We start from the raw sequence: 21,698 nt of genomic DNA, 5'->3' as shown, positions 1-21,698 counted from the left end.
CCGTGTAGAATGAGGCCGTTTTAATGAACTGTTTTGAATAGGGTGCTGTATGTCGGGTTCGACGATTAAGCCATGGGTTGTCGGCAATTGGAAGATGAACCCAATGCAGGCAGATGCCAAGCAATTGCTTCAAGAATTTAAACAGCTCTTGCAAGAGAATGAAATAGCAGAAGAAAAATGTAATATTGGGCTGGCGCCTGTGACGCTTGCTTTGACTTTAACGCAGGCTGAGTTGGCGAATGCTGTACGTTCAGTTTTTACTGTAGCGCAAGATGTTTCGCGTTTTGGCAACATGGGTGCATATACCGGTGAGGTGAGCGCAGAGCTGCTCAAAGATAGTCAAATCGAATATGTTTTGATTGGTCACTCAGAACGTCGTGAATATTTTGCTGAAAGCGCAGCAATTTTAAATGCGAAAGCCCAAAATGCATTAAATGCGGGTTTAAAAGTCATTTACTGTGTCGGTGAAAGTTTAGAGCAGCGTGAGTCTGGTCAGGCAGAAGTAGTGGTTTTACAACAAATTTGCGATTTAGCCAGTGTGGTAACGGCAGAGCAGTGGCTTCATATTGTGATTGCCTATGAGCCAATTTGGGCCATTGGTACAGGAAAAACTGCTTCACCAGAAGACGCGCAAACCATGCATGCTAAAATCCGTGAAGGCCTCACGCAAATTACCAGTCATGGCGCGAACATGGCCATTTTATATGGCGGTAGTGTAAAAGCTGAAAATGCAGTAGAGTTAGCGGCCTGTCCAGATATCAATGGTGCACTCGTCGGTGGGGCATCTTTAAATGCAACGTCGTTTTATAAAATTGTCGAAGCATTTGCAAATACAAAATAATTAGGAGTTCAGCATGCAAACTTTTGTGCTGGTAGTACATATTATCTTAGCTGTGTTGATGATCGTGCTGATTTTGGTCCAGCATGGTAAAGGTGCAGATGCTGGTGCTTCGTTTGGTGGTGGCGGTGCTGCAACTGTATTTGGTGCATCAGGTTCAGGTAATTTCTTGACCCGATTGACTGCGGTTTTGACGGCCTTGTTTTTTATCACCAGTTTGTCGTTGGCTGTGTTTGCCAAAAAGCAAACCACAGATGTCTATAGCTTAAAGTCAGTGCAAACGACAAGTTCTGCACCTGCACAATCGACTGAAACTTCGCCAGCTGCACCTAAAACAAGCGAATAATTGGAATTAGTCCTTTCTTTTTTGTGACGATGCTACTAGAATGCGTCACAGCTGCGGTGGTGGTGGAATTGGTAGACACGCTACCTTGAGGTGGTAGTGCTTTCGGGCGTGGGGGTTCAAGTCCCCCCTTCCGCACCAACTTATGAATCCAGAAGATTAAGTTGGTGTATGCAGCAAATTCTGTTGATGCGGGATGGAGCAGTCTGGTAGCTCGTCGGGCTCATAACCCGAAGGTCGTTGGTTCAAATCCAGCTCCCGCTACCAATCAATCTTATTTTAGAAGCAAACTAAAGTGAGTAACTTAAGTGATTAAGTTAAGAATATTTTGCGTTTTGATGCGGGATGGAGCAGTCTGGTAGCTCGTCGGGCTCATAACCCGAAGGTCGTTGGTTCAAATCCAGCTCCCGCTACCAATCTTATTTTAGATGCAGACTAAAATAAGCAGTTTAAGTGATTAAATTGAATAATTTTTGCGTTTTGTTGCGGGATGGAGCAGTCTGGTAGCTCGTCGGGCTCATAACCCGAAGGTCGTTGGTTCAAATCCAGCTCCCGCTACCAATTTGATTTAGGTGCAACTAAATCAGAGCAAGTACGAAGTATTTAGATTGAAAAATAATTCATATTTGTATATAATTTTTGCACGTTGATGCGGGATGGAGCAGTCTGGTAGCTCGTCGGGCTCATAACCCGAAGGTCGTTGGTTCAAATCCAGCTCCCGCTACCAAGTTTCTAAAAAGAGGCTCACAACAAGGTGGGCCTTTTTGCACAGTGGATATTAATTTTCTGTGCAATAATTGGGGCGATTACGCCCTTTTTTATTGGCTATCGTGTAGTGTCGATGTGAGCCGGATACGGTGAAAGTCAAAGTGTCATGTTCCACTACTACTATAGTTTGTATTGGCTTGTAGTGGTCTGTTTCGGCCATTGAATCGCACAAAAATGACGAGAGTAAATGAAGCTATCAAATAAAACTCAAGCACTCCAAGACTTAATTGCTCCTGCAGTGCAAGCCTGTGGTGTTGATCTTTGGGGGATTGAATTCCTTCCTCAAGGAAAACGTTCTTTATTGCGCATTTATATCGACAAAGCTGTCGACGAAAATGCAGAACCCATCATCAATGAAGATGGTGAAGAAGAGCAGGGCCGTGGCATCGGCGTACAAGACTGTGTACGCGTGACCCAGCAAGTCGGCGCAATGATGGATGTCCATGATCCAATTTCAGGTGAATATGCACTTGAAGTGTCATCTCCGGGTTGGGATCGTCCATTTTTCCAACTTGAACAATTACCTGCATATATTGGTCAACAGATCGCTTTCCGTTTGATCAGTGCGGTCGATAACCGTCGTAAATTCCAAGCTAAATTGGTTGCTGTAGATCTTGAAGCTGAAATGATTCAAGTCGAAGTGGAAAAGCAACAGGTGCTTGAAATCGATAGTAATAATATTGATAAAGCCAATTTGGTCTATCAAGATTAATTCATTTAATAAATAAGAATCTGAACGAATAGGTGGCTTATGGCACGTGAAATTCTTACCGTAGTTGAAACGGTTAGTAATGAAAAAGGTGTACCTCGTGAAGCGATTTTCGAAGCCTTAGAACAAGCGCTTGTTGCTGCGACTAAAAAGAAATTTTACGAAGGAACAAACTCTGAAGAAGCTCAGCTTCGTGTAGAGATTGATCGTAAAACGGGTGAATACAGCACTTTCCGTCAATGGGAAGTGGTTGCGGATGAAGATCATGAGATGCCAGCATGTCAAGATGCGATTTCAGATGTTGATCCTGCACAATGGTCGATTGGTGATATTCGTGAGCTTGAAGTGCCTTCAATTGACTTCGGTCGTATTGCGGCGCAAATTGCAAAACAAGTCATTGTTCAAAAGATTCGCGAAGCTGAACGTGCGCTGATTGCAGATGCCTACGAGTCTAAAGTGGGTGAGTTGATCTACGGTGAAGTGAAAAAGCAAACCAAAGATGGATTTATCATTGACTTAGGTGACAATGCTGAAGCGTATCTTGCACGTGAAGAAATGATTGCAAAAGAAATTTTGCGTCCGAAGCAACGTGTAAATGCGATTTTGTTCAATGTGAATCGTGAAGGTCGTGGTGCTCAACTACAATTGTCACGTGCCAAGCCTGAAATGCTCATCGCTTTGATGAAGAAAGAAATTCCTGAAATTTCTGAAGAAATCATTGAGATTAAAGCGGCAGCGCGTCAACCTGGTGTTCGTGCTAAAATTGCTGTGAAAACCAATGATCATCGTATTGATCCAGTGGGTGCATGCATTGGTATGCGTGGTACACGTATCCAAGCAGTTCAGCAAGAATTGAACGGTGAGCGTATTGATGTTGTTGTATGGTCTGATGATCCTGCACAGTACATTGCAAGTGCTTTAGAGCCAGCAGATGTATCGGGTATTGTGATTGATGAAGAAGAACGTACAGCGGACATTATTTTCGCAACTAGCGATCAATTAGCGCGTGCGATTGGTTCACAAGGTCAAAACGTACGTTTAGCCTCTGAACTTACAGGCTACAAACTCAACATGATGCTTGAAGATGAGTATCATGCTCGTCAGCAAAATGAAGCACAACAATACTTAGACCTATTTGTATCGCGTCTAGATATTGAAGAAGATTTGGCAATGGCATTGGTTGAAATGGGCTTTACTTCTTTAGAAGAGATTGCTTATGTTCCAGCTGAAACATTTGACGAAATCGAGCTAGATGCTGAAGTTGTTGAATTACTTCAAAGTCGTGCCAAAGAAGTTGCATTGGCTGATGCATTACAGCAGCAAGAAAACATCCAAGATCCAAGCGCGGAACTCGTTGCAATGGAAGGGATGACGCAAGAGATTGCTTATGCACTTGCAGCACGTGGTGTCATCACAATTGATGACTTGGCTGACCAAGCGACTGACGATATTGCTGATATTGAAGGTCTAGGTACAGAGAAAGCGGGTCAACTTATTATGAAAGCGCGCGAATCATGGTTTAACTAGGAGATCTACATGACGGATAAGACGATACAAGAGTTAGCTCTCAGTGTGAACCGCCCTGTTGAGAAGCTCCTAGAGCAGGTTCGTGATGCTGGTTTACCACAGCGTAAATCGGACGATATAATCTCTACTGAACAACAAGATGCCCTCGTGCACCATTTGAAGAAAATTCATGGTCAAGACGATGGTCAGGCAGGAAAAATCACGTTGAAACGTAAAACGACCAGTACCGCTAAAGTAGCGAGTACCTCAGGTAAGGCAAAAACGATTAATGTAGAAGTTCGCAAGAAACATACATTTACCAAGCCAGATCCAGAACAAATTAAAGCGGAAGCTTTGGCAAAAGCGCAAGCGGAGCAACAAGCTCGTGCGAACGTTCAAGCTATGGTTGAACCTAAAGCTGAAACTCCAGCAGTAAATAAAGCGGCTGCAAACTTTGAAGCGATGCGTGCTGCTGCAAAGCAAGAAACGACGAAGCAAGAAGTAGCAAAAGCTGCGGTAGTTGTGAAGCGTAAATCAAACAATAAGCCTGTGGTTAAAGCACAAGTTAAAGTTGTTGAAACACCTGAACAGAAAAAAGCACGTGAAGCTCAAGCCGCTCAATTAAAAGCGACTGAAGAAGCAGCACGTCGTAAGGCAGCTGAAGAAGCGCAGCAACGTACACTTGAACAAATGCGTCAAATGGCATCTAAGTATTCAAACGAAGATGCAACTGCGACCATTCGTGTAGTGGATGATTCTCCACTTGCTGCGGGTCTAGTTGGCCAAGCATATGAAGACTCATTTGCGAAAGAAGACCGTGAAATCAAACGTGGTACCAATACGCCAGCTACACGCGCACCGAAGAAAGGTGGTCGTCGTGGTGAAGAGCAATCTTTCCGTGATAACTCGCATAAACGTGGTTTGAAAACAAGCTCTGCAAACAAGCATGGCTTTGAAAAACCGGTTAAAAAGCAAGTTTATGATGTTGAAATTGGTTCAACCATTGTGGTTGCTGACTTGGCTGCGAAAATGGCAGTTAAGGTACGTGAAGTAATTAAGTCACTTATGAAAATGGGTGAGCTTGTTACTCAGAACCAAGCGATTGACCAAGAAATTGCAGCATTAATCGTAGAGGAAATGGGCCATAACCCAGTTCTTGTATCGGATACGCAAGCTGAAGATAACTTACTTGAAGCAGCAGAAGAAGCACGTGGCGCTCAAACGACTCGTCCTCCTGTTGTGACCATTATGGGTCACGTTGACCATGGTAAGACATCGTTACTTGACCGCATTCGTCGTTCAAAAGTGGCAGCTGGTGAAGCGGGTGGTATCACTCAGCACATCGGTGCGTACCATGTAACGACTGATAAAGGCATTATCACATTCTTAGATACCCCAGGACACGCAGCATTTACTGCAATGCGTTCACGTGGTGCGAAATCGACAGACATCGTGGTATTGGTTGTTGCAGCGGATGATGGTGTAATGCCACAAACAGCTGAAGCGATTGATCACGCACGTGCTGCAGGTACACCAATTATTGTTGCAATCAACAAGATGGATAAAGAATCTGCTGATCCAGATCGCGTATTGAATGAATTGACCGTGAAAGAAATCGTTCCTGAACAATGGGGCGGTGACGTTCCTGTTGCAATGGTTTCAGCACATACAGGTCAAGGTATTGATGAACTTCTAGATATTATTTCAATCCAAGCTGAATTACTTGAGTTGAAAGCATCTGAAGAAGGTGCTGCTCAAGGTGTCGTGATTGAAGCACGTGTAGACAACAGCCGTGGTGCGGTAACGTCTATCCTTGTTCAAAACGGTACATTGAAAGTAGGTGACCTTGTTCTTGCAGGTGCATCTTACGGTCGCGTACGTGCGATGACAGATGAAAACGGTAAACGTATTCAATCTGCAGGTCCTTCAATTCCAGTTGAAATTTTAGGTCTACCTGAAGCGCCAATGGCGGGTGATGAAGTTCTGGTTGTGAATGACGAGAAAAAAGCACGTGAAGTTGCCGATGCGCGTATGGATCGTGAACGTCAAAAACGTCTTGAGCGTCAAAGCGCAATGCGTCTTGAAAATATCATGGCGTCTATGGGCAAGAAAGATGTGCCTATCGTCAATGTGGTATTGAAAACTGATGTACGTGGTACATTGGAAGCATTACACGTTGCTCTTGCTGACCTTGCAACAGACGAAGTTAAAGTCCGTGTTATTGGCTCAGGTGTTGGTGCGATCACTGAATCTGACGTAACACTAGCTGAATCTTCTGAAGCGGTACTTCTTGGCTTTAACGTACGTGCGGATAACGCAGCTCGTCAAAAAGCGGATGCTGACGGCATCGATATTCGTTACTACTCAATCATCTATCAATTGATTGATGATGTGAAAGCAGCGATGAGCGGTAAGCTTGCGCCTGAACACCGTGAAACAATTCTGGGTGTGGCTGAAGTACGTGAAGTGTTCCACTCAAGTAAGTTTGGTGCAGCAGCAGGCTGTATGGTACTTGAGGGTATGTTACACCGTAATAAACCGATTCGTGTCCTTCGTGATGACGTGGTTGTGTTCCAAGGTGAGCTTGAGTCACTTCGTCGCTATAAAGAAGTGGTTGAAGAAGTTCGCGCAGGTATGGAATGTGGTCTTGCGGTTAAAGGTTATAAAGACATCAAAGAAAAAGACAAGATCGAAGTCTATGATGTTCAATTGATCAAACGGAGTCTTTAATGGCGGGTAGTCAACGTCTTAAGCGCATGGCGGATACAGTACAACGTGAGTTGTCTGAACTAATTCGCCAAGAGTTGAAAGATCCACGCTTAGGTGGTCTCGTGACCATCTCTGCGGTGAAGGTTAGTCCAGACTTAGGTTATGCTGAAGTATATGTGACTGTGATGGGCCGTGAGCTTGGCGATGAGCAAAGTGAAGCAGCCAATAAAGAAACTTTAGATGTGATGAACAAAGCATCTGGTTTCTTGCGTCACGAACTCGGCCGTCGTATTAAGACACGTATTACACCGCGTTTGCGTTTCCATTACGATAAAACCAATGCATATGGTAACTATATGTTTGGCCTGATTGCTGAAGCAGTGAAGGATTTACCCGCTGACGAAGCAAACAAAGATGATGAATAATTCAGTCTAACTGAATCAAAAAGCCACCTTCGGGTGGCTTTTTTTATGCGGAGTAATGGCTGGAGCTAGATCAAGATTTGAAATGTGTTACACAGGATTATGATAAGGGAATAGAGGGTTGAGCTTTTAGGGATTATTTTGACCATCAAGTTGCTGTGGACTGGATTGATATGGGCAATGATTTAATAGTGGGACACTTTGATCATTTTAATTTTTGCGTAGATTGAGTATTAAGCAGATTGATCAGTCCATCTATGTTGGTCAATGTAATGGATGTGACACTATAGTCAAACTACTTTATTATTCATACAAGATTCGAAAAAAACTCGAAATAACTCATCGACTGAGTCGATCAACCATTCTTTACGCTTACGTTTAACCCATGCCCACATGTGTTCTATAGGATTTAAATCAGGGCTGTATGCAGGAAGCCAAAGAATTTTATGCCCTTGTTGTTCCAATAACTCCTGAATATCTGCTCTTTTATGAAATGCTGCATTATCCATAACCACTACACTATTTTCTGGTAATGCCGGTATGAGGAATTGCTCAATCCAAAAATGAAAAACATCTGAATTGATTTTGCAGTCAAATAAACCGACTGAAAATAACTTACCCTCATGGATTGCTCCAATGGCATTGGTCTGATTCTTTAATTGCCAATTATATTGTCCTAAACAGGGTACTCCTTTTCGTGAGTAGCCATGAGGTCTGTAATCATGTGACTTAAAACCACTTTCATCCAGATAAATAATCGGATGGTTTTTTTCTAATTCATTCACTTGCAGAATAAATTTATCCCTAAGCTTTGTATCTGCTTTAGGATGGCTTAACGTCTTTTTTTAACTGTAATATTTAAGCGCTTTAATGCAGCACCAATAGATGAAACACCACAATTAAAACGTGCAGCACGTTCATATTGATAAGCATCAGGATACTTTTCAACATCTTCACGTAAAGCATCATCGTTAATTTTAGAAGGTTTACGTACACGAGTTTTTTTAATCTCTATACGTTTCTTCCATTCAACAATGGTATTTTTATTAATTTCAAATTGTGCAGCTACCGCTCGAATAGAATAACCTTCCTCAAGCTTAGCTAAAATTTTACGTCTAAAATGTTCTGAATAACTCATTGCACCATTGTATTGGTTTTATAATGATTTGACTATATCTAATACGTTTGAACCTTATCATTAGTACAATATACAGATTAGCGCAACACCACCATGTCAGTGCTGAAGCGCTAGAAATGTATTTATTTTTATATCTTTAAGGACACAAGCATTTAAAGACGATGTTCAGTGTCTTCATGCTTATTGCTAAAAGCTCTGCGACGAGTACGTTGCCAAGGCAGTGGACGATTGAGTGCTTCTGGAACGTCACCACTTAGTGAGCGTAAGCGTAAGTGCAAAGCCGCTTGCGCCATTAAATTTGCCGATACAGGTGCAGTTAAGAAGGCAAACAGCGTTAATAACAGCTCAGCAAAACCAAAGCGTCCTTGGAATGCAGAATAGATCATTGCCGCGATCAAGAAGCTCCCTAAGCCTAAGGTACTTGACTTGGTTGGAGCGTGCAGGCGCATGAATAAATCGGGCAGGCGCACCATTCCAATCCCTCCGACCAGCATGAAGAAAGTGCCGATCATGAGAAAAATGGAGACTAAAATTTCCATCGTAAGTTGCATCGATCTCGCTCCTAGTCAATCACATGACCTGAGGTGAAGTAGCGTGCTAAAGCGGCTGTAGAGACAAAGCCGAGCATCGCAACCAAAAGAGCACCTTCAAATAATGAAGTGCTGGCCCAGTAAATGCCTAAAATAATAATGAGGCAGATTGCATTTAAAAAGAGTGTATCGAGTGCTAAGAGTCGGTCTACAATCGATGGACCGATGATTAAGCGAATTAAGCACAGCAACATTGAAATGGTGACGGCGATTAAACAAATCCCGAGGGCATAAGGCAAAATAGTCATGCTTTGTCTCCTGCTTCGACGCCAAAAATTTGCATCAACGGTTTTTCATAACGCGCTTTAATATTTTCAATCTCGGCATTTTCATCATCGGTGCTGAGGGCATGAACTAAAATGTCCCCGCGATCTTGATCGATGCCTGCTGAAACAGTGCCTGGTGTGGTGGTAATAATCATCGCCAGTAAGGTGTTTACTTCCTCATGTTGTGTTTCCAACGGAACACGAAACCACTTGGGTTGTAGACGATCAATCGGACCAAGGACCAATTTAGCCACTTGAATATTCGACACCACAATGTCGTATAACACCACAAAAAATAGTTTCAGCGCCGCTTTCCATTCAATATTTGGAGTGTAAGTAATGAATGGTCTGATCAGACGCGGAATAAAAATAGCCAGTAAAAATGCCATCACTAAGCTGGCTGCATCGACACTATGTGCCAACATCACCCAGCTCAGCGCAACAATCACCGAGACAAAAGGGTGGGGTAACCAACGCTCCAAAAACGACGTTTTTTTCATGTTTAAGGCTCCACCATCGGTTGTAGGCTTTCAGCATCGGGATTCACTTCAGCCTGTTGTTGCTGTTGCATTTGGCGTTTTTTGTATTCGGAAATATGTTCGCCTTCCAGTGTTTCTTCTGAAATTAAATATGGAATCAAATGTGCATTTGGATCCACCCGTTCGCCACCATATTTGGTTTCAGGTAAATTTTCACTGTCGAAAGGTTGTACGCTAATGGTTTGCCCATGCTCATCAGTTTTGAGTAAAGTCTGTTCATAGAGCACATTATTTTGGATTTGCTCAGCCGTTTGGTAAGTGTACTTTTGAATTGGACCTGCAAACACCATATAAGCGATTAAACCGACCAACAAGAGATAGATGGTTTTGTCATTGCGCTTCGGTGCTTGTTCAGGCAAAGCTTGGTACGCGGCATAAGCAGCTTCATCCGGGTTGTCTTCTGGTTTAGTTGCGCGCCAAAAAATCACGAAACCCACACGTGTAAACGCAATAATACTTAATAAACTCACCACTAAAACGGTCACAATAATCAGCAATTGATACGGTGAGTGTGCGGTGGCTTGAAGAATAAACACTTTGCCTAAGAAGCCACTAAAGGGTGGTAAACCTGCCATCATCAAGGCAATGGTGAAATAGGTTAACGCCACCACCTTATGCTGTTTCATTTGCGGTGCAATTTTAAAGTGGTCTTTAAACTCACCACGTTGAGAGGTAATCCAACCACTTAAAATATAGAAAGCTGCCGCAATAATGGTACTGTGCACCAAATAATACAGTGCCGCTGCCCATGCCAAGGTATTGAACAGGGAAATGGCGATTAAAATCGTGCCGACAGAAGACAAAATCATAAAGCCAATGAAACGACGTAAGCGTTCCGCACCCATCGCGCCAATCACACCATAGACTGAGGTAATTAAACCAATCGGCAATAAAATGTATTGCAGGATTTCACGGCTAATTGCATCGTCAAATACGGTGCCATTAACACGTAAAATGGCATAAATACCGACTTTGGTCATGATGGTGAACAGGGCTGCTACAGGAGTGGTTGCAACCGCATAGGTTTTCGGTAGCCAAAAACCGACAGGTAGCATGGCTGCTTTAATGCCAAAGACTGTAAACAACAACAACCCGCCAGCAACAGCAATACGATGTTGATCGCCTTCCAATAGAGGCATCAGACGTGCAACATCCGCCATATTGAGGCTGCCGACGCTACCGTAAATCATGCCCAGACCAATCAGAAACAGGGCTGATGCCAACAAGTTAATGGTGACATAGTGAATGCCGAGTTGAAAACGCGCTTTGCCTTGACCGTGCAGTAACAGGACATAGGAAGCCATCAACAAAATTTCAAAGAATACGAACAGGTTAAATAAGTCGCCTGTCAGGAAGGCACCGGTTAAACCCATCAGTAGGAAATGGCACATGGCATGGAAGTAACGGCCACGTTCATCCCATTCTTTGCTGGCAAACCACATCACTGGAACAGCTAAGCCGTAGGTTAAAACCAGCATCAGGGCAGACAGTTGGTCGAGGACCAAAACAATACCAAACGGTGCAGCCCATTCACTCAGGTTATAAACACTGATTTGCCCAGAGCTGGCAAAGATTAGATAGTTGACCGCTGTAAATAAGCCCAAAAGGCCAGAGGTATAACTGATGCCTCGACGCCACGGTTGTCGCCAGTCTTGTGCTAAAGAACCTGATCCAGGATTGCCCAGTAATACCAAAATAAAGGCAGTAATGGCAGGAATTAAAATACTAAAAATTGGGGTGTGTTCGGTCCAAAATTGGATGAAGTCATTCATTATGGCTCATCCTCACGTGGGTCAATTTGTGGTATTTCTTCTTTAGAGTCAACGTGGTCGGTTCCTGTTTCATAACGACTGCGTAAAGCCAATTGTACAATAAACGCTGTGGTAGCAAAGCCAATCACAATCGCGGTTAACACCAAGGCTTGTGGCAAAGGGTCAGTGGCTTTGCTGGCTTCCGTGAGTACTGCGGGTGCATTAAGTTGAAGTCGCCCCATGGCAAATAAAAATAAATTGACGGCATAACCAATCATGGCCAAGCCAAGTACCACAGGGAAGGTACGGGCACGCAAAATCAGATAGATGCCTGTGGCAGTCAACAGACCAATAGCGGAGGCAAGTAACAGTTCTAAACTAATCATATTAATCCCCCTTCGGTACTGGACCAGACATACTAGAGTGACGCGAGTCCCCGAGTACTGAAATAAGTAGCATGGTTGCACCCACAACCGTGATATAAACCCCGACATCGAACAGTGCAGCTGTCGCTAGGTGCATTTCTCCTAAGATCGGTGGCGACACATAAAAGTGTGCACTGGTGAGGAAGGGACGTCCCCAGAACCATGCACCTAAGCCTGTTAATCCTGCAATGACCAGACCTGTTCCAATCCAGATTTCATACAAACGACCAGACTTGGCTTTGAGCAGTTGTTCTGCATGATCCTGACCGAGTGCCATGTACTGAATAATCAAGGCCAAAGCGGTAATTAAACCCGCGATAAACCCGCCCCCAGGCAGATTGTGTCCACGCAGGAAAATATACAGACTGACTACCAAGGCAATAGGTAAAATCCAAGACGCAGTGATACGAAGCATCAATGGCGATGGATTAAAACGGTAACTAAGACCTTTGGTCATGGTGGTGCCGTGGGTACGCATACCATCCATTAGGCACAGTGCACCAATGCCTGCAATGCCAAGGACTGTAATTTCACCGAAAGTATCGAAACCACGGAAATCGACCAAAATCACGTTGACCACGTTGGTACCACCGCCTAATGGAATCGACTGCTGCATGAAGAACCATGAAATGGAGTTGTGATCACGGGTCAAGATAAGCCATGTGATCCATGCAATGCCAAGCCCGCCGCCAATCGCAATCAGGGCATCTCGCCAACGGCGTGATACACTCGACTCATAGGGAGTGAGTTGTGGTAAAAGCGATAAACTCATCAATAACAGTACGGTGGTGACCACATCTACGGTGATTTGTGTCAAAGCCAAATCAGGCGCAGAGAAGCAGACAAAGACCATAGTTACGACTAAACCAATCGCCCCACTGATCAATACCGCTTTAATCCGTTCGTGGTGGAACCATAGCATCATCCAGCACGAAGAGAATAACAGTAGCCATAGTACGACTGCTAAAGCAGGGGCATGGGTGAGTTCACGGGTACCTGTGGTCAGCCCTTGTCCTAAAAATGGAAGTGAGACTATGGCAATACTGAAGATCACAATCCAAAGAATATAGCTTTGTAATTTACCGTTTTCAGTCAATCGTTTAAATTTGCGCGAGTTGAGCAGGAGTGACTTAAGGAATAAGTCAAAGGCAACTCGACCTTGTAGACGACCTAGATATGGATCGAGATCAATTTCTCGAATTTTGCCACCCTTCGCGAGACTGAAATAGAAAATCAGACCGCCAATCGATGCAATCAGGCTCATCAATAATGGCATGTTAAAACCATGCCATAGAGCAAGATGTACGCCTTCAAAGTCCATCACTTGGGTGCTGGCGCGTGCTGTGCTGTTGACGATATTTTCAACCAAGAGAGCAGGGAATAAGCCGACTAAAATACACAAAATCGCCAGTAAAGTGGCCGGTGCACGCATGCCAAACGGCGGCTCATGCGCATCTTTGTTCGGAACTTGCTTGCCCACTGGGCCATCGAAGAAAACCCCATGTACCAAACGCACAGAGTAAGCGACTGCAAAAATCCCCGCCAGTGTCGCGACAATTGCGGAGCAGATGAGCACAGGACCAGACAGATTGCTAAGCAGTTCAGTAAAGAACATTTCTTTAGATAAGAAACCGTTGGTCAAGGGCACGCCAGCCATCGATGCAGCAGTGACCATCGTCAAAGTGGCCGTATAAGGTAACAGTTGCCATAACCCACTAAGCTTGCGTAAATCACGTGTGCCTGACTCATGATCGATAATACCTGCGATCATGAACAGCGCTGCTTTAAAGGTGGCATGGTTAATAATATGGAAAATAGCCGCAGCCACAGCCAATGGTGATCCGATCCCCAAGAGACACATGATCAAGCCGAGATGACTGATGGTTGAATAGGCCAATAAACCTTTCAGGTCTTCTTTAAATATGGCAAAAAACGCAGCCATACACAGGGTAAATAGGCCAATAAAGGTGACCAAATTGTGGAACAGTGCCGCACCCGCAAAAATGGGTAACAGTCGTGCCACCAAGAAAATGCCCGCTTTTACCATGGTTGCTGAGTGCAAATAAGCAGACACGGGGGTCGGAGCTGCCATCGCGTTGGGTAACCAAAAATGGAATGGAAATTGCGCACTTTTGGTAAAAGCACCGAGTAAAATCAGCAGCAACGTAGGAACAAATAAAGCATGACTTTGAATTTGTGCTGTCATCGTCAAGATTTGATCAATCTCGTAGGTACCTGTGATTTGGCCGAGCAAGATGAAACCACCTAGCATGGCTAATCCGCCCATACCCGTAATGGTCAATGCCATTCGTGAGCCACGTTGCGCCGCGTCGTAATTGCTCCAATAACCGACCAACAGAAAAGATGAGATACTGGTCAACTCCCAAAAAACGAGGAGTAAAATTAAATTATTGGAGAGAGAAATCCCGAGCATGGCTGCCATGAACAACATGAGCAGTAGATAGAGTTTATTGAGAGAATTTTTTGGGCCTAAATAAAAATAGGCATAAATATAAATGAGCGTCCCGATGCCACTAATGAGTAAGGCAAAGAGTAGGCCTAATGCGTCTAGACGGAAGCTGAAGTCAATTCCAAGCTGCGGCAACCATGACCACGACTGCGTAATGACAGCGCCATTAAACACCTCTCGTGCTTGGGTCAGTAATAAGCCTAAACTTGTCATACTGACCCCAACAGCTGCGAAGGCGGTTAGCCTGCGTGAGCTCTGCTTCAGTAATGAGACAAGGGTTGTGCCAAGTATTAACGGTAACAATATAATAATCGGTAGCACACTCGTTTCCATTGTCGTGAATAGGTCAAAACCTATTGGTGAATCTCATCTTTCAAGGATTACAGGACTGCAAAGAGCAGCCCAAGAGTCTCAATCTTGAAAGCCAATGTGAAATTTAAAAATAATGAAGTTGTGTTGCGCAACTCATGAAGCGTTATAGCAAAATCCGATTTCAGTTGGAAATTTGCAAGTAAAAACGATCATATAACATGACTAAAACAACATCAATCTTTTTTGCGCTGACGCAAAACATTATACGCGTGATGGTTGTTTCTTGGTGGATGGCAGGTACTTTCTCAGTGCAAGAAATGTAAAAAAGCGACCATTGGTCGCCTGTTTTTGAGGGTTGAAATAGATATGCTTATGAAGCAGGCTAAGTTAATGGATTTGCCGATGAAGCATCATCTTCAGCACTGAGTAAAGTAATCAAATGCTGTTGCTGTTCGGGAGAGAGTTGCTGTTGAATCTGTGTGAATAATTCAGCCACACTTAAATCTTGGGGTTCAGCCGCAATCGGTTCGGTGCTTCCACTCGTCGCTTCATGATTGGCAAGGTTTTGGTAAATCACATCGAACAGGTGTTGCAGTGGTTCGAGCTGGATCGGACTTAATTGCTTATTTTCCAGTTTGAGGCATTGAAACTCACTGGCTTGTTCCAGCAACTCACTTCGGTTGCCTGAGGCGATAATTTGTAGTCGAGGAAAAGCCTGATTTAAACGTTTTAACATGACTTGCGCCATATTTTGATCCAATTGATGATCAATCGCGTCAATCAATAGCACGCCGTCACCTTCTAAACACGGGAACAGGCTTTCAGGGTTGAGTAGGCATAAACGTCGTACAATATCGCCAACGAGCGCTACCCAGTTGCGAATACTATTGGAAAGCTGTTGATAGAGCATGCTGTTGCCATGGTAGCGCACCATCAGTTGTAACTTGGGATGATATTGCAAATAAAGATCTTCTATTTCGGGCAGAACGGTTGCTAACGCTTGCTTAAGCGCTTGTAGGCTGGGCGACTGGATGTGTGCTTGAGCCTGAGCCAGTTTATAGCTTAAGGGAATATCGGGTGGCATGCTTTTGGGCTGATGCAATATCGTTTGTAAAAACTGTGCAGTTTGCGCATTTTCAATATCGCTGATTTCACGGAACCACTCAAAGAAGCGCGCAAAGGTGGTATAGGGAATAGCTGAAATTTCATAGGCATGTGCATGTTGGAAAATCAGGGGATTGTTCTTGCTGAGAATATTCATCTCATTGACAAAACGTTCCGCAGGATAATATGCAATCAACGGCAAACCTTGCAGCGGATCTTGTAACGTTGCCTGCTGATATAGATTGACCAGTTGTTCGAGTTCCAATGTTTCCACTCGACTGATGCCAATGCCTTGTTGGTTTAAGGTTTTGTAGAGTTGCCATGTATAGGGTTCGGGCGCAGCATCGGCTGCCGTAGGTTTGAGAGCATACAGCTCAGCGGGCACAGCAACTTGAATATCAATTTTGGACTGTAGGCGGTTCAGCATAATGTCGTGATCTAACATCACCACACCTGCAGAGCGTAAATCTTTATAACGGGCTGCAAACCAAGTCAGAGCCTGATAGCTAAAACGTAAGATCGAGGTCTTGCCTGAGGCTTGATCGCCTAAAATTAAAGTGACGGGTTTATCGTGATAAGAAAAATCGACTTTAAGGTCAGCAAAATGCAGGATGTGTTTCAGGTGAATCGATTGAATTTTCATAGAACACCCGCAGCGGTTGTGACTATTTTTACATTCGACTATCCAGCAACTTTACGTAATGAGCTTGGCATTTGTTTTTTCAGCTGTTGCATCAGGTCGTAAATGTGATGGATATTTAAACTTACTTTAGCACGTGTACAGGCCACGTAAAGCAGTCTTAACTCTTCATCACTAATTTTATGGTCTTTGTCGTTGACCTTAAACTGATAATCATCTTCGATGTGAACGCGATTCCACTCTAAGCCTTTGGCTTTGTGTGCGGTAGAAATAATATAATCCGCTTGTTCAATCGGCGTAATCTTCGCTAGGGCTTTTTTGAGTGGATCGGTGCCATGATCATCCACCAATTTCACTAAAGGCTTGATGTCACTGCCGTCATTGGTTTCGCAGTATTCATGTACATCATGCCAAGAATTAAACCAGGCCAGTTCAGGCACATCGGTGACGCGTTTGCCTTGTTTAAGCATCGCGGCGGCATCGACAAAGCGGTTCAGTTTGACATGGTCGGCTTGCAGGCTGACTTTGTCACCATGGACCAGTCCTGAGAGCAGCAATTCCATGGCGCGCGCATTGGTGCGACATAAAATCGCATCGCGCATTTTGGTATGAGGTTTGTTGACCACTTTGGAGTTGAGCAGAGGGTTGCCCATGAGCGGCACGGTTTCATTCAAGGCGCCTAAAATAGCATTGGCATGCAATGCAATCTCTTCACCAAAACGGAACGAGGTGGTGAGACGTGACTCAGGCAAAGGCAGTTGTTGCATGGCATTGACAGCACCGCGCCATGCATAAATTTGTTGGTGTGCATCTCCGACATAGATCACTTGTGTATTGCGCTGTTTCAGTAAGATGCCCAACATCAGTGGGTCAGCATCTTGTGCCTCATCAAACAACACATAGTCACTTGGGATATTGGGTTCAGACAGCGCCCACAGTTTTAAATAAATATCGTGACCAATCCCAGCCTGATGGTTGGGATCAATCGACTCTAACCAACGTCGTTCAATGGCAGGGTAGAGGTGCTTTTGTAGTGAATCGATATCATCGGGATGTAACCAGCTCGGTGCTTGCAAATGTCGCGGTGCAGGATACTGAGAACTGGTTGAACAGAAGTGACTCACAGCATTGGCCACAAGGCTGGCCAAGCGTGATGGCATCAACACATATTTTTCATAACGTCCGCCCATCATCCGTCTTAGGGTGATGGGTTCAAGGCGGTATTCTTTGGCAATAAAACTCGGACTTAAACGAGGCAGACGAAGTTTGTCCGTCACTCCACGTGGAACACTGCGAAAAGCAAGCGAGTGAAAGGTTCGGCAGTCGACATTGCCATGAAATTTCGTTTGCGCTTCGCTGGCAATGGCTTTGTTGAACGCTAAATACATGCCACGTCTTTGTGGCATGGCATCGCTAATCATTTGCAGTGTGGTGGTTTTACCTGTGCCTGCATAGGCAATCACTTTAAACGATTTGCCCAGACGCGCGTTATCAATGGCAATGGCTTGCTCATAAGTCGCGCTCGGTTTGATGATATTCGACACAGGCAATAAACTTAGTGGCTGCGGTTGGCTTTTTCAAGCAAACCAGAAAGCCCTTGACGACGTGCCAATTCATTAAGAACCACTTGAGGGTCTAAGTCGAAATAGCCTAAAACCACAATCGTATGGAACCAAAGATCTGCCACTTCATAGATCAAATCATTTTTATGGTCTTCATTGGCTTCAGATTTAAAATCCTTAGCCGCGATAATGGTTTCAACCGCTTCTTCACCGACTTTTTCTAAAATTTTGTTGAGACCTTTGTGGTACAGCTTTGCAACATAAGACGAGTCAGGATCAGCTGCTTTACGCTCAGCCATCATTTGACCGAGGTAGGACAAAACTTCAACTTGCTCAGACTGAGCCGTTGAGGCATTCATTGCCAATGTATGTGGATTTTTCGATTTTTCGCCATAAATCGCGTTCGGGTCTTTGAGCTGTGCATCCACAATTTCCCAGCCATTTGGCGTGAGTTTACGGTAGAAGCATGATTCACGCCCTGTGTGACAGGCAATTCCGCCGTGCTGTTCAATTTGCAGCACAATTACATCGGCATCGCAGTCGAGACGAATTTCATGTACGGTTTGAAAATGCCCAGATTCTTCGCCTTTGTGCCATAACTTGTTGCGTGAACGAGAGAAATATACGGCTTGGTTTTTCTCAGCCGTCAAAGCCAAAGCTTCACGGTTCATCCATGCAACCATCAAGACACGTCCCGTTTGGTGATGCTGTGCAATGGCAGGGACTAAACCTTGTTCGTTAAATTTTACTTCATCGAGCCATTGCAAATTGTTCATAAGATTTCACCAAGCGAATAAATATTGAGAGTGTTACGATGTTAACGTAGCGCGCTATAGTCTACGTGATTTAAACAGAATAGAGGAGAAACTTTCTACAGTTATCTCACAGCGGCTTAATTGATATATTTTAGAAATTCAACCATCAGTCACCCATCCAAAGCGGATGACGATGATTGTCATCGCATTCTACACAGAATGATTGTTTTGTTTTGCAATATCCCGATAGTTCATTTGACTGAACATGCCTAATTTTAAACCTGAAATCGTCACCGCCATTTCTTTACGGAAATAGGGGATTCGATACATCCAAGCAAAGCTTAAATCACGTAAACCACCTGCCCACCATAGGTCAGATTGGTAAAGTGGTGTGAGTAAACGACTTAAAAATTGATAGAACGCCGTCGAACTTTGACGGTGTTGATGATACGTTTGCCAGAGTTGAACATAATCAATGTTTTCATTTTTTCTTGCACTTTGAACCGCTTGCCCCAAAGCCCATGCATCTAAAAGGGCCATATTTGCACCTTGCCCCAGTTGTGGACTCATCGCATGTGCTGCATCACCCATGACACCAATACGACCCTCACCAAACTTAGACAGCACCACATCACGATAATTTGCAGTCAACCATTGTGATTTTTGTTCAGGCCGGGCAATGACTTGTTCTAACCAATCCGCAGCAGGTTTCCAACGCTTAGACACTTGGTTTAACCAGTCTGAGTAAGCTTGTGAATTGTGTAGAAAGTTATTTAGCTGATGGCTTGGAAGACTCCAAAATACACTCGACAGTCTTTGCTTGGGTTCATGTGGCACTGTACCTGTCGGTAAGATTCCCATCATGATTTTAGAGCGATCATGAAACTGATGTAAAATTTCTGTATCTAATTCAAGACATTCGGGAACAATTGTCCATTTGGCTCCCCAAGGATAAGCTTGATCAACCTTTACCCATTCTTTCGGTCTTAAAAGGCTGCGTGCGCCATTGGCAATGATCACAGCATCAAAAGCTTGATCAAATGATTCACTATCTTTACTACCCAAAACCCGAACTTGATAGGATGTTTCTTCTAATTTCTGAATGTCGGTATTCATATACCACGTAATGAGTTCTGGATATTCACGGCATTTATTTTCTAAAACATGACATAACGTTGCTCGATGAATCCCTACACCATAAAAATCAGGATGCGCTTGTTGATAATGACTATTGACCAGTAAATTTCCATTCGGTAATTGACCTTTGAGCCCAGTGACTTTTGCACCCAGTCTTAAAACTTCATCTAAAAGGCCTAAATGCTCAAAAACAGCTAAACCAGAGGGCTGTAGTAACAGTCCTGCTCCGACAGGTTCAAGTTCTGAGGCTTTCTCTAAAATACTGACTTGAATATTTTGTCGAGCCAGTAAAATCGCAGTGGCTAACCCTGCGGTTCCTGCACCGATGATGGCGAAGTGGGGGGAGTGATTAGAAATCATAGATCGAATGATTTAACCATTGTCTAAAATGAATGCATGACGAATATCATCAGGTTTTTTTAATTGGTCGATGTTGATTTGAATGGAATCCTCTAACGAGCTTGCAATAATACTTTTTTCCCATGATTCATTTTTTAATTCAATGATTTGAGCATATTTTTCTTGTTCACTTAAAATTATTGTTAGCATAGAAAAAATGTAATCTCGATTTTCTTTATTTGGTCAGATTAAACAAGATTACATTCATGCGCAAATTTTGTTTATAAATCTTGTATGACCTGTGCAAAATGCTGTTTTTCCACCATTTCCAAGAACTCATCACCTAAGCGCTGACTTTCAGAAATACATTGGTTCCACATTTGAATGCGCTGTTTTTGGTCGAGCCCTTTGAGGGTGAAATCTTTACGATCGGGCAGGCGTCCTAAAGGTAAGCTCTGTAAATAGTCTTGGGACGGAGAAAGGAGCAGCGTACGGGCTTGGTTTTCAGGATTGGCGCGACGTTTAAACAGTTTATCAAACCACCCCGGCGTAATGCTGTCCGTAAAGTGCGGATAAAGCACAATGCCTTGACTCTCAAAAGGCAGATCGATGTGATAATCAATCAGACCACCATCACGATAACTGCCTTGTGGTGCATCTGGAATATCGCGAATCGCGGCCATCACGCCTGGAATAGAGGCTGAAGCAATCAGCCAAGGCAGAACGTTTCTAGCGGTGAGACTGTGATAATGAGTGAGGAAATCATCTTCTACTTTAAATTGTTTGCTATTGCTGGGCTGACTAATCACTCGTTGCATAAAGTGGCGACTATGCTTTCGCGCAACAGCGGTTGTGCCGATGATACCTGCCACAGAGGCCAAGAGCGGGAGAACTTGGTCACTTTGGAAGATGTGTTGAGCCTTAATCGACAGTACCGCGAGGTGGTAATCGGGATGATTGACCAATTCCGCTTCTTTGCCTTGCACCAAGTCGAGCAGCATGCCACGGCAAATATCACTGACTTCTTGACGCTGCATTTTTTTGTCAAAATAGAGATTGGTATAGAGTTCACCTAAACGTTCGGTACCTGCTTTTGCACCGTGCGTTAAGATGCTGGCAAAGCGCCAACTGCCAATGGACGAACCAATCAAAGTCCGTCTTTGCGGCGCACGAGCAAAGAATTCACCAAAAATAGCTTGGTCTAAACCTTGAATCCCGATCCCTTTGGGCCCACCTGCGGCACCGGGTACAATATCGACCTGCTCAGCTTGTAAGCCTTCGCTTTGAATGAGTTGACGTGCTAATTTACCTGCACGAATGCTTAAAGCTGGAGGGTGTTTATGCAGGATTTGAGTCATCGTGATCATTCAAAATA

20 protein-coding genes and 5 tRNA genes are annotated in these 21,698 nt (G+C 44.0%); 11 read left to right on the top strand and 14 right to left on the bottom strand.

Features of this window, described 5'->3' with window-relative positions; translation table 11 throughout:
• The first annotated feature begins 49 nt into the window (after positions 1 to 49).
• The 11 genes from tpiA (at position 50) to AC4CU3_RS06970 (ending at position 7,298) form a co-directional block, all read left to right on the top strand.
• Positions 50 to 841, top strand: coding sequence for a triose-phosphate isomerase (tpiA, locus tag AC4CU3_RS07020; RefSeq protein ID WP_114837770.1), 792 nt, complete (start codon positions 50 to 52; stop codon positions 839 to 841).
• A gap of 13 nt (positions 842 to 854) precedes the next feature.
• Positions 855 to 1,184 carry a preprotein translocase subunit SecG gene (secG, locus tag AC4CU3_RS07015; RefSeq protein ID WP_058868796.1) on the top strand — a complete coding sequence of 110 codons (330 nt, stop codon included), beginning with the start codon at positions 855 to 857 and terminating at the stop codon, positions 1,182 to 1,184.
• A 53-nt stretch (positions 1,185 to 1,237) separates the two neighbouring features.
• A tRNA-Leu gene (locus AC4CU3_RS07010) sits at positions 1,238 to 1,322 on the top strand.
• 49 nt (positions 1,323 to 1,371) lie between these two features.
• A tRNA-Met gene (locus tag AC4CU3_RS07005) sits at positions 1,372 to 1,448 on the top strand.
• Positions 1,449 to 1,520: 72 nt separating this feature from the next.
• Positions 1,521 to 1,597, top strand: a tRNA-Met gene (locus AC4CU3_RS07000).
• Positions 1,598 to 1,665: 68 nt separating this feature from the next.
• Positions 1,666 to 1,742, top strand: a tRNA-Met gene (locus AC4CU3_RS06995).
• A gap of 89 nt (positions 1,743 to 1,831) precedes the next feature.
• Positions 1,832 to 1,908 (top strand) — tRNA-Met (locus tag AC4CU3_RS06990).
• Between the two features lie 228 nt (positions 1,909 to 2,136).
• Complete coding sequence (gene rimP, locus AC4CU3_RS06985; RefSeq protein WP_004692708.1) at positions 2,137 to 2,661, top strand: ribosome maturation factor RimP; 525 nt, start codon at positions 2,137 to 2,139, stop codon at positions 2,659 to 2,661.
• A 39-nt stretch (positions 2,662 to 2,700) separates the two neighbouring features.
• Positions 2,701 to 4,185, top strand: a complete 1,485-nt coding sequence (gene nusA / locus AC4CU3_RS06980; protein WP_004692706.1) for a transcription termination factor NusA — start codon at positions 2,701 to 2,703, stop codon at positions 4,183 to 4,185.
• Between the two features lie 9 nt (positions 4,186 to 4,194).
• Positions 4,195 to 6,894, top strand: coding sequence for a translation initiation factor IF-2 (infB, locus tag AC4CU3_RS06975; RefSeq protein ID WP_114837884.1), 2,700 nt, complete (start codon positions 4,195 to 4,197; stop codon positions 6,892 to 6,894).
• Complete coding sequence (locus AC4CU3_RS06970) at positions 6,894 to 7,298, top strand: ribosome-binding factor A (protein WP_490738061.1); 405 nt, start codon at positions 6,894 to 6,896, stop codon at positions 7,296 to 7,298. The genes infB and AC4CU3_RS06970 overlap by 1 nt, the downstream gene beginning before the upstream one ends.
• 287 nt (positions 7,299 to 7,585) lie before the next feature.
• On the opposite strand, the gene AC4CU3_RS06965 is transcribed toward AC4CU3_RS06970, so the two are convergent.
• The 14 genes from AC4CU3_RS06965 to AC4CU3_RS06900 all read right to left on the bottom strand — a co-directional run bounded on the left by AC4CU3_RS06965 (position 7,586) and on the right by AC4CU3_RS06900 (position 21,681).
• A complete protein-coding gene (locus AC4CU3_RS06965) occupies positions 7,586 to 8,080 on the bottom strand; it encodes an IS630 family transposase (protein ID WP_004781677.1) in 495 nt (164 codons plus the stop codon).
• A gap of 47 nt (positions 8,081 to 8,127) precedes the next feature.
• Complete coding sequence (locus tag AC4CU3_RS06960) at positions 8,128 to 8,433, bottom strand: IS630 transposase-related protein (RefSeq protein WP_000122230.1); 306 nt, start codon at positions 8,431 to 8,433, stop codon at positions 8,128 to 8,130.
• Positions 8,434 to 8,585: 152 nt separating this feature from the next.
• Positions 8,586 to 8,984, bottom strand: coding sequence for a Na+/H+ antiporter subunit G (locus AC4CU3_RS06955; protein WP_004692702.1), 399 nt, complete (start codon positions 8,982 to 8,984; stop codon positions 8,586 to 8,588).
• Between the two features lie 11 nt (positions 8,985 to 8,995).
• Positions 8,996 to 9,271 carry a monovalent cation/H+ antiporter subunit F gene (locus AC4CU3_RS06950; protein ID WP_004692700.1) on the bottom strand — a complete coding sequence of 92 codons (276 nt, stop codon included), beginning with the start codon at positions 9,269 to 9,271 and terminating at the stop codon, positions 8,996 to 8,998.
• On the bottom strand, positions 9,268 to 9,789 hold the full coding sequence (locus tag AC4CU3_RS06945) for a Na+/H+ antiporter subunit E (RefSeq protein ID WP_004978767.1): 522 nt from the start codon (positions 9,787 to 9,789) through the stop codon (positions 9,268 to 9,270). The genes AC4CU3_RS06950 and AC4CU3_RS06945 overlap by 4 nt, the downstream gene beginning before the upstream one ends.
• Positions 9,790 to 9,791: 2 nt before the next feature.
• Entirely contained in the window at positions 9,792 to 11,600 is a 1,809-nt protein-coding gene (locus AC4CU3_RS06940) for a monovalent cation/H+ antiporter subunit D (protein ID WP_114836918.1), read from the bottom strand.
• Positions 11,600 to 11,965 (bottom strand): Na+/H+ antiporter subunit C, encoded by a 366-nt coding sequence (locus tag AC4CU3_RS06935; RefSeq protein ID WP_004692695.1) that lies wholly within the window; start codon positions 11,963 to 11,965, stop codon positions 11,600 to 11,602. The genes AC4CU3_RS06940 and AC4CU3_RS06935 overlap by 1 nt, the downstream gene beginning before the upstream one ends.
• 1 nt (position 11,966) lies before the next feature.
• The gene (locus AC4CU3_RS06930) at positions 11,967 to 14,807 is read right to left on the bottom strand and encodes a monovalent cation/H+ antiporter subunit A (RefSeq protein ID WP_005400933.1); all 2,841 of its coding nucleotides are present in this window, start codon (positions 14,805 to 14,807) and stop codon (positions 11,967 to 11,969) included.
• Positions 14,808 to 15,168: 361 nt separating this feature from the next.
• On the bottom strand, positions 15,169 to 16,533 hold the full coding sequence (locus AC4CU3_RS06925; protein ID WP_114836920.1) for an ATP-binding protein: 1,365 nt from the start codon (positions 16,531 to 16,533) through the stop codon (positions 15,169 to 15,171).
• A 38-nt stretch (positions 16,534 to 16,571) separates the two neighbouring features.
• Positions 16,572 to 18,074: an AAA family ATPase gene (locus AC4CU3_RS06920; protein ID WP_078388536.1), complete on the bottom strand. Its 1,503-nt coding sequence runs from the start codon at positions 18,072 to 18,074 to the stop codon at positions 16,572 to 16,574.
• An 11-nt stretch (positions 18,075 to 18,085) separates the two neighbouring features.
• Complete coding sequence (gene hisIE / locus AC4CU3_RS06915) at positions 18,086 to 18,868, bottom strand: bifunctional phosphoribosyl-AMP cyclohydrolase/phosphoribosyl-ATP diphosphatase HisIE (protein ID WP_004978775.1); 783 nt, start codon at positions 18,866 to 18,868, stop codon at positions 18,086 to 18,088.
• 189 nt (positions 18,869 to 19,057) lie between these two features.
• Positions 19,058 to 20,344, bottom strand: coding sequence for an FAD-dependent oxidoreductase (locus AC4CU3_RS06910; protein WP_114836921.1), 1,287 nt, complete (start codon positions 20,342 to 20,344; stop codon positions 19,058 to 19,060).
• A 12-nt stretch (positions 20,345 to 20,356) separates the two neighbouring features.
• Positions 20,357 to 20,533 (bottom strand): hypothetical protein, encoded by a 177-nt coding sequence (locus tag AC4CU3_RS06905; protein ID WP_171355060.1) that lies wholly within the window; start codon positions 20,531 to 20,533, stop codon positions 20,357 to 20,359.
• A gap of 71 nt (positions 20,534 to 20,604) precedes the next feature.
• Positions 20,605 to 21,681, bottom strand: coding sequence for a patatin-like phospholipase family protein (locus tag AC4CU3_RS06900; RefSeq protein ID WP_279043866.1), 1,077 nt, complete (start codon positions 21,679 to 21,681; stop codon positions 20,605 to 20,607).
• Between the last annotated feature and the right edge of the window lie 17 nt (positions 21,682 to 21,698).

The organism is Acinetobacter sp. 802_lipA (genome assembly GCF_058242885.1).
Note: the sequence above shows the minus strand (reverse complement) of the source record. Positions and strands in the feature narration are given on the sequence as shown.

Coding starts and splice junctions, on each gene's coding strand:
- tpiA (WP_114837770.1), top strand. CDS start 50: ATGTCGGGTTCGACGATTAAGCCATGGGTTGTCGGCAATTGGAAGATG.
- hisIE (WP_004978775.1), bottom strand. CDS start 18,868: ATGAACAATTTGCAATGGCTCGATGAAGTAAAATTTAACGAACAAGGT.
- infB (WP_114837884.1), top strand. CDS start 4,195: ATGACGGATAAGACGATACAAGAGTTAGCTCTCAGTGTGAACCGCCCT.
- rimP (WP_004692708.1), top strand. CDS start 2,137: ATGAAGCTATCAAATAAAACTCAAGCACTCCAAGACTTAATTGCTCCT.
- AC4CU3_RS06935 (WP_004692695.1), bottom strand. CDS start 11,965: ATGATTAGTTTAGAACTGTTACTTGCCTCCGCTATTGGTCTGTTGACT.
- AC4CU3_RS06960 (WP_000122230.1), bottom strand. CDS start 8,433: ATGAGTTATTCAGAACATTTTAGACGTAAAATTTTAGCTAAGCTTGAG.
- AC4CU3_RS06930 (WP_005400933.1), bottom strand. CDS start 14,807: ATGGAAACGAGTGTGCTACCGATTATTATATTGTTACCGTTAATACTT.
- nusA (WP_004692706.1), top strand. CDS start 2,701: ATGGCACGTGAAATTCTTACCGTAGTTGAAACGGTTAGTAATGAAAAA.
- AC4CU3_RS06925 (WP_114836920.1), bottom strand. CDS start 16,533: ATGAAAATTCAATCGATTCACCTGAAACACATCCTGCATTTTGCTGAC.
- AC4CU3_RS06905 (WP_171355060.1), bottom strand. CDS start 20,533: ATGCTAACAATAATTTTAAGTGAACAAGAAAAATATGCTCAAATCATT.
- AC4CU3_RS06945 (WP_004978767.1), bottom strand. CDS start 9,789: ATGAAAAAAACGTCGTTTTTGGAGCGTTGGTTACCCCACCCTTTTGTC.
- AC4CU3_RS06900 (WP_279043866.1), bottom strand. CDS start 21,681: ATGACTCAAATCCTGCATAAACACCCTCCAGCTTTAAGCATTCGTGCA.
- AC4CU3_RS06950 (WP_004692700.1), bottom strand. CDS start 9,271: ATGACTATTTTGCCTTATGCCCTCGGGATTTGTTTAATCGCCGTCACC.
- AC4CU3_RS06910 (WP_114836921.1), bottom strand. CDS start 20,344: ATGATTTCTAATCACTCCCCCCACTTCGCCATCATCGGTGCAGGAACC.
- AC4CU3_RS06940 (WP_114836918.1), bottom strand. CDS start 11,600: ATGAATGACTTCATCCAATTTTGGACCGAACACACCCCAATTTTTAGT.
- AC4CU3_RS06955 (WP_004692702.1), bottom strand. CDS start 8,984: ATGCAACTTACGATGGAAATTTTAGTCTCCATTTTTCTCATGATCGGC.
- AC4CU3_RS06970 (WP_490738061.1), top strand. CDS start 6,894: ATGGCGGGTAGTCAACGTCTTAAGCGCATGGCGGATACAGTACAACGT.
- secG (WP_058868796.1), top strand. CDS start 855: ATGCAAACTTTTGTGCTGGTAGTACATATTATCTTAGCTGTGTTGATG.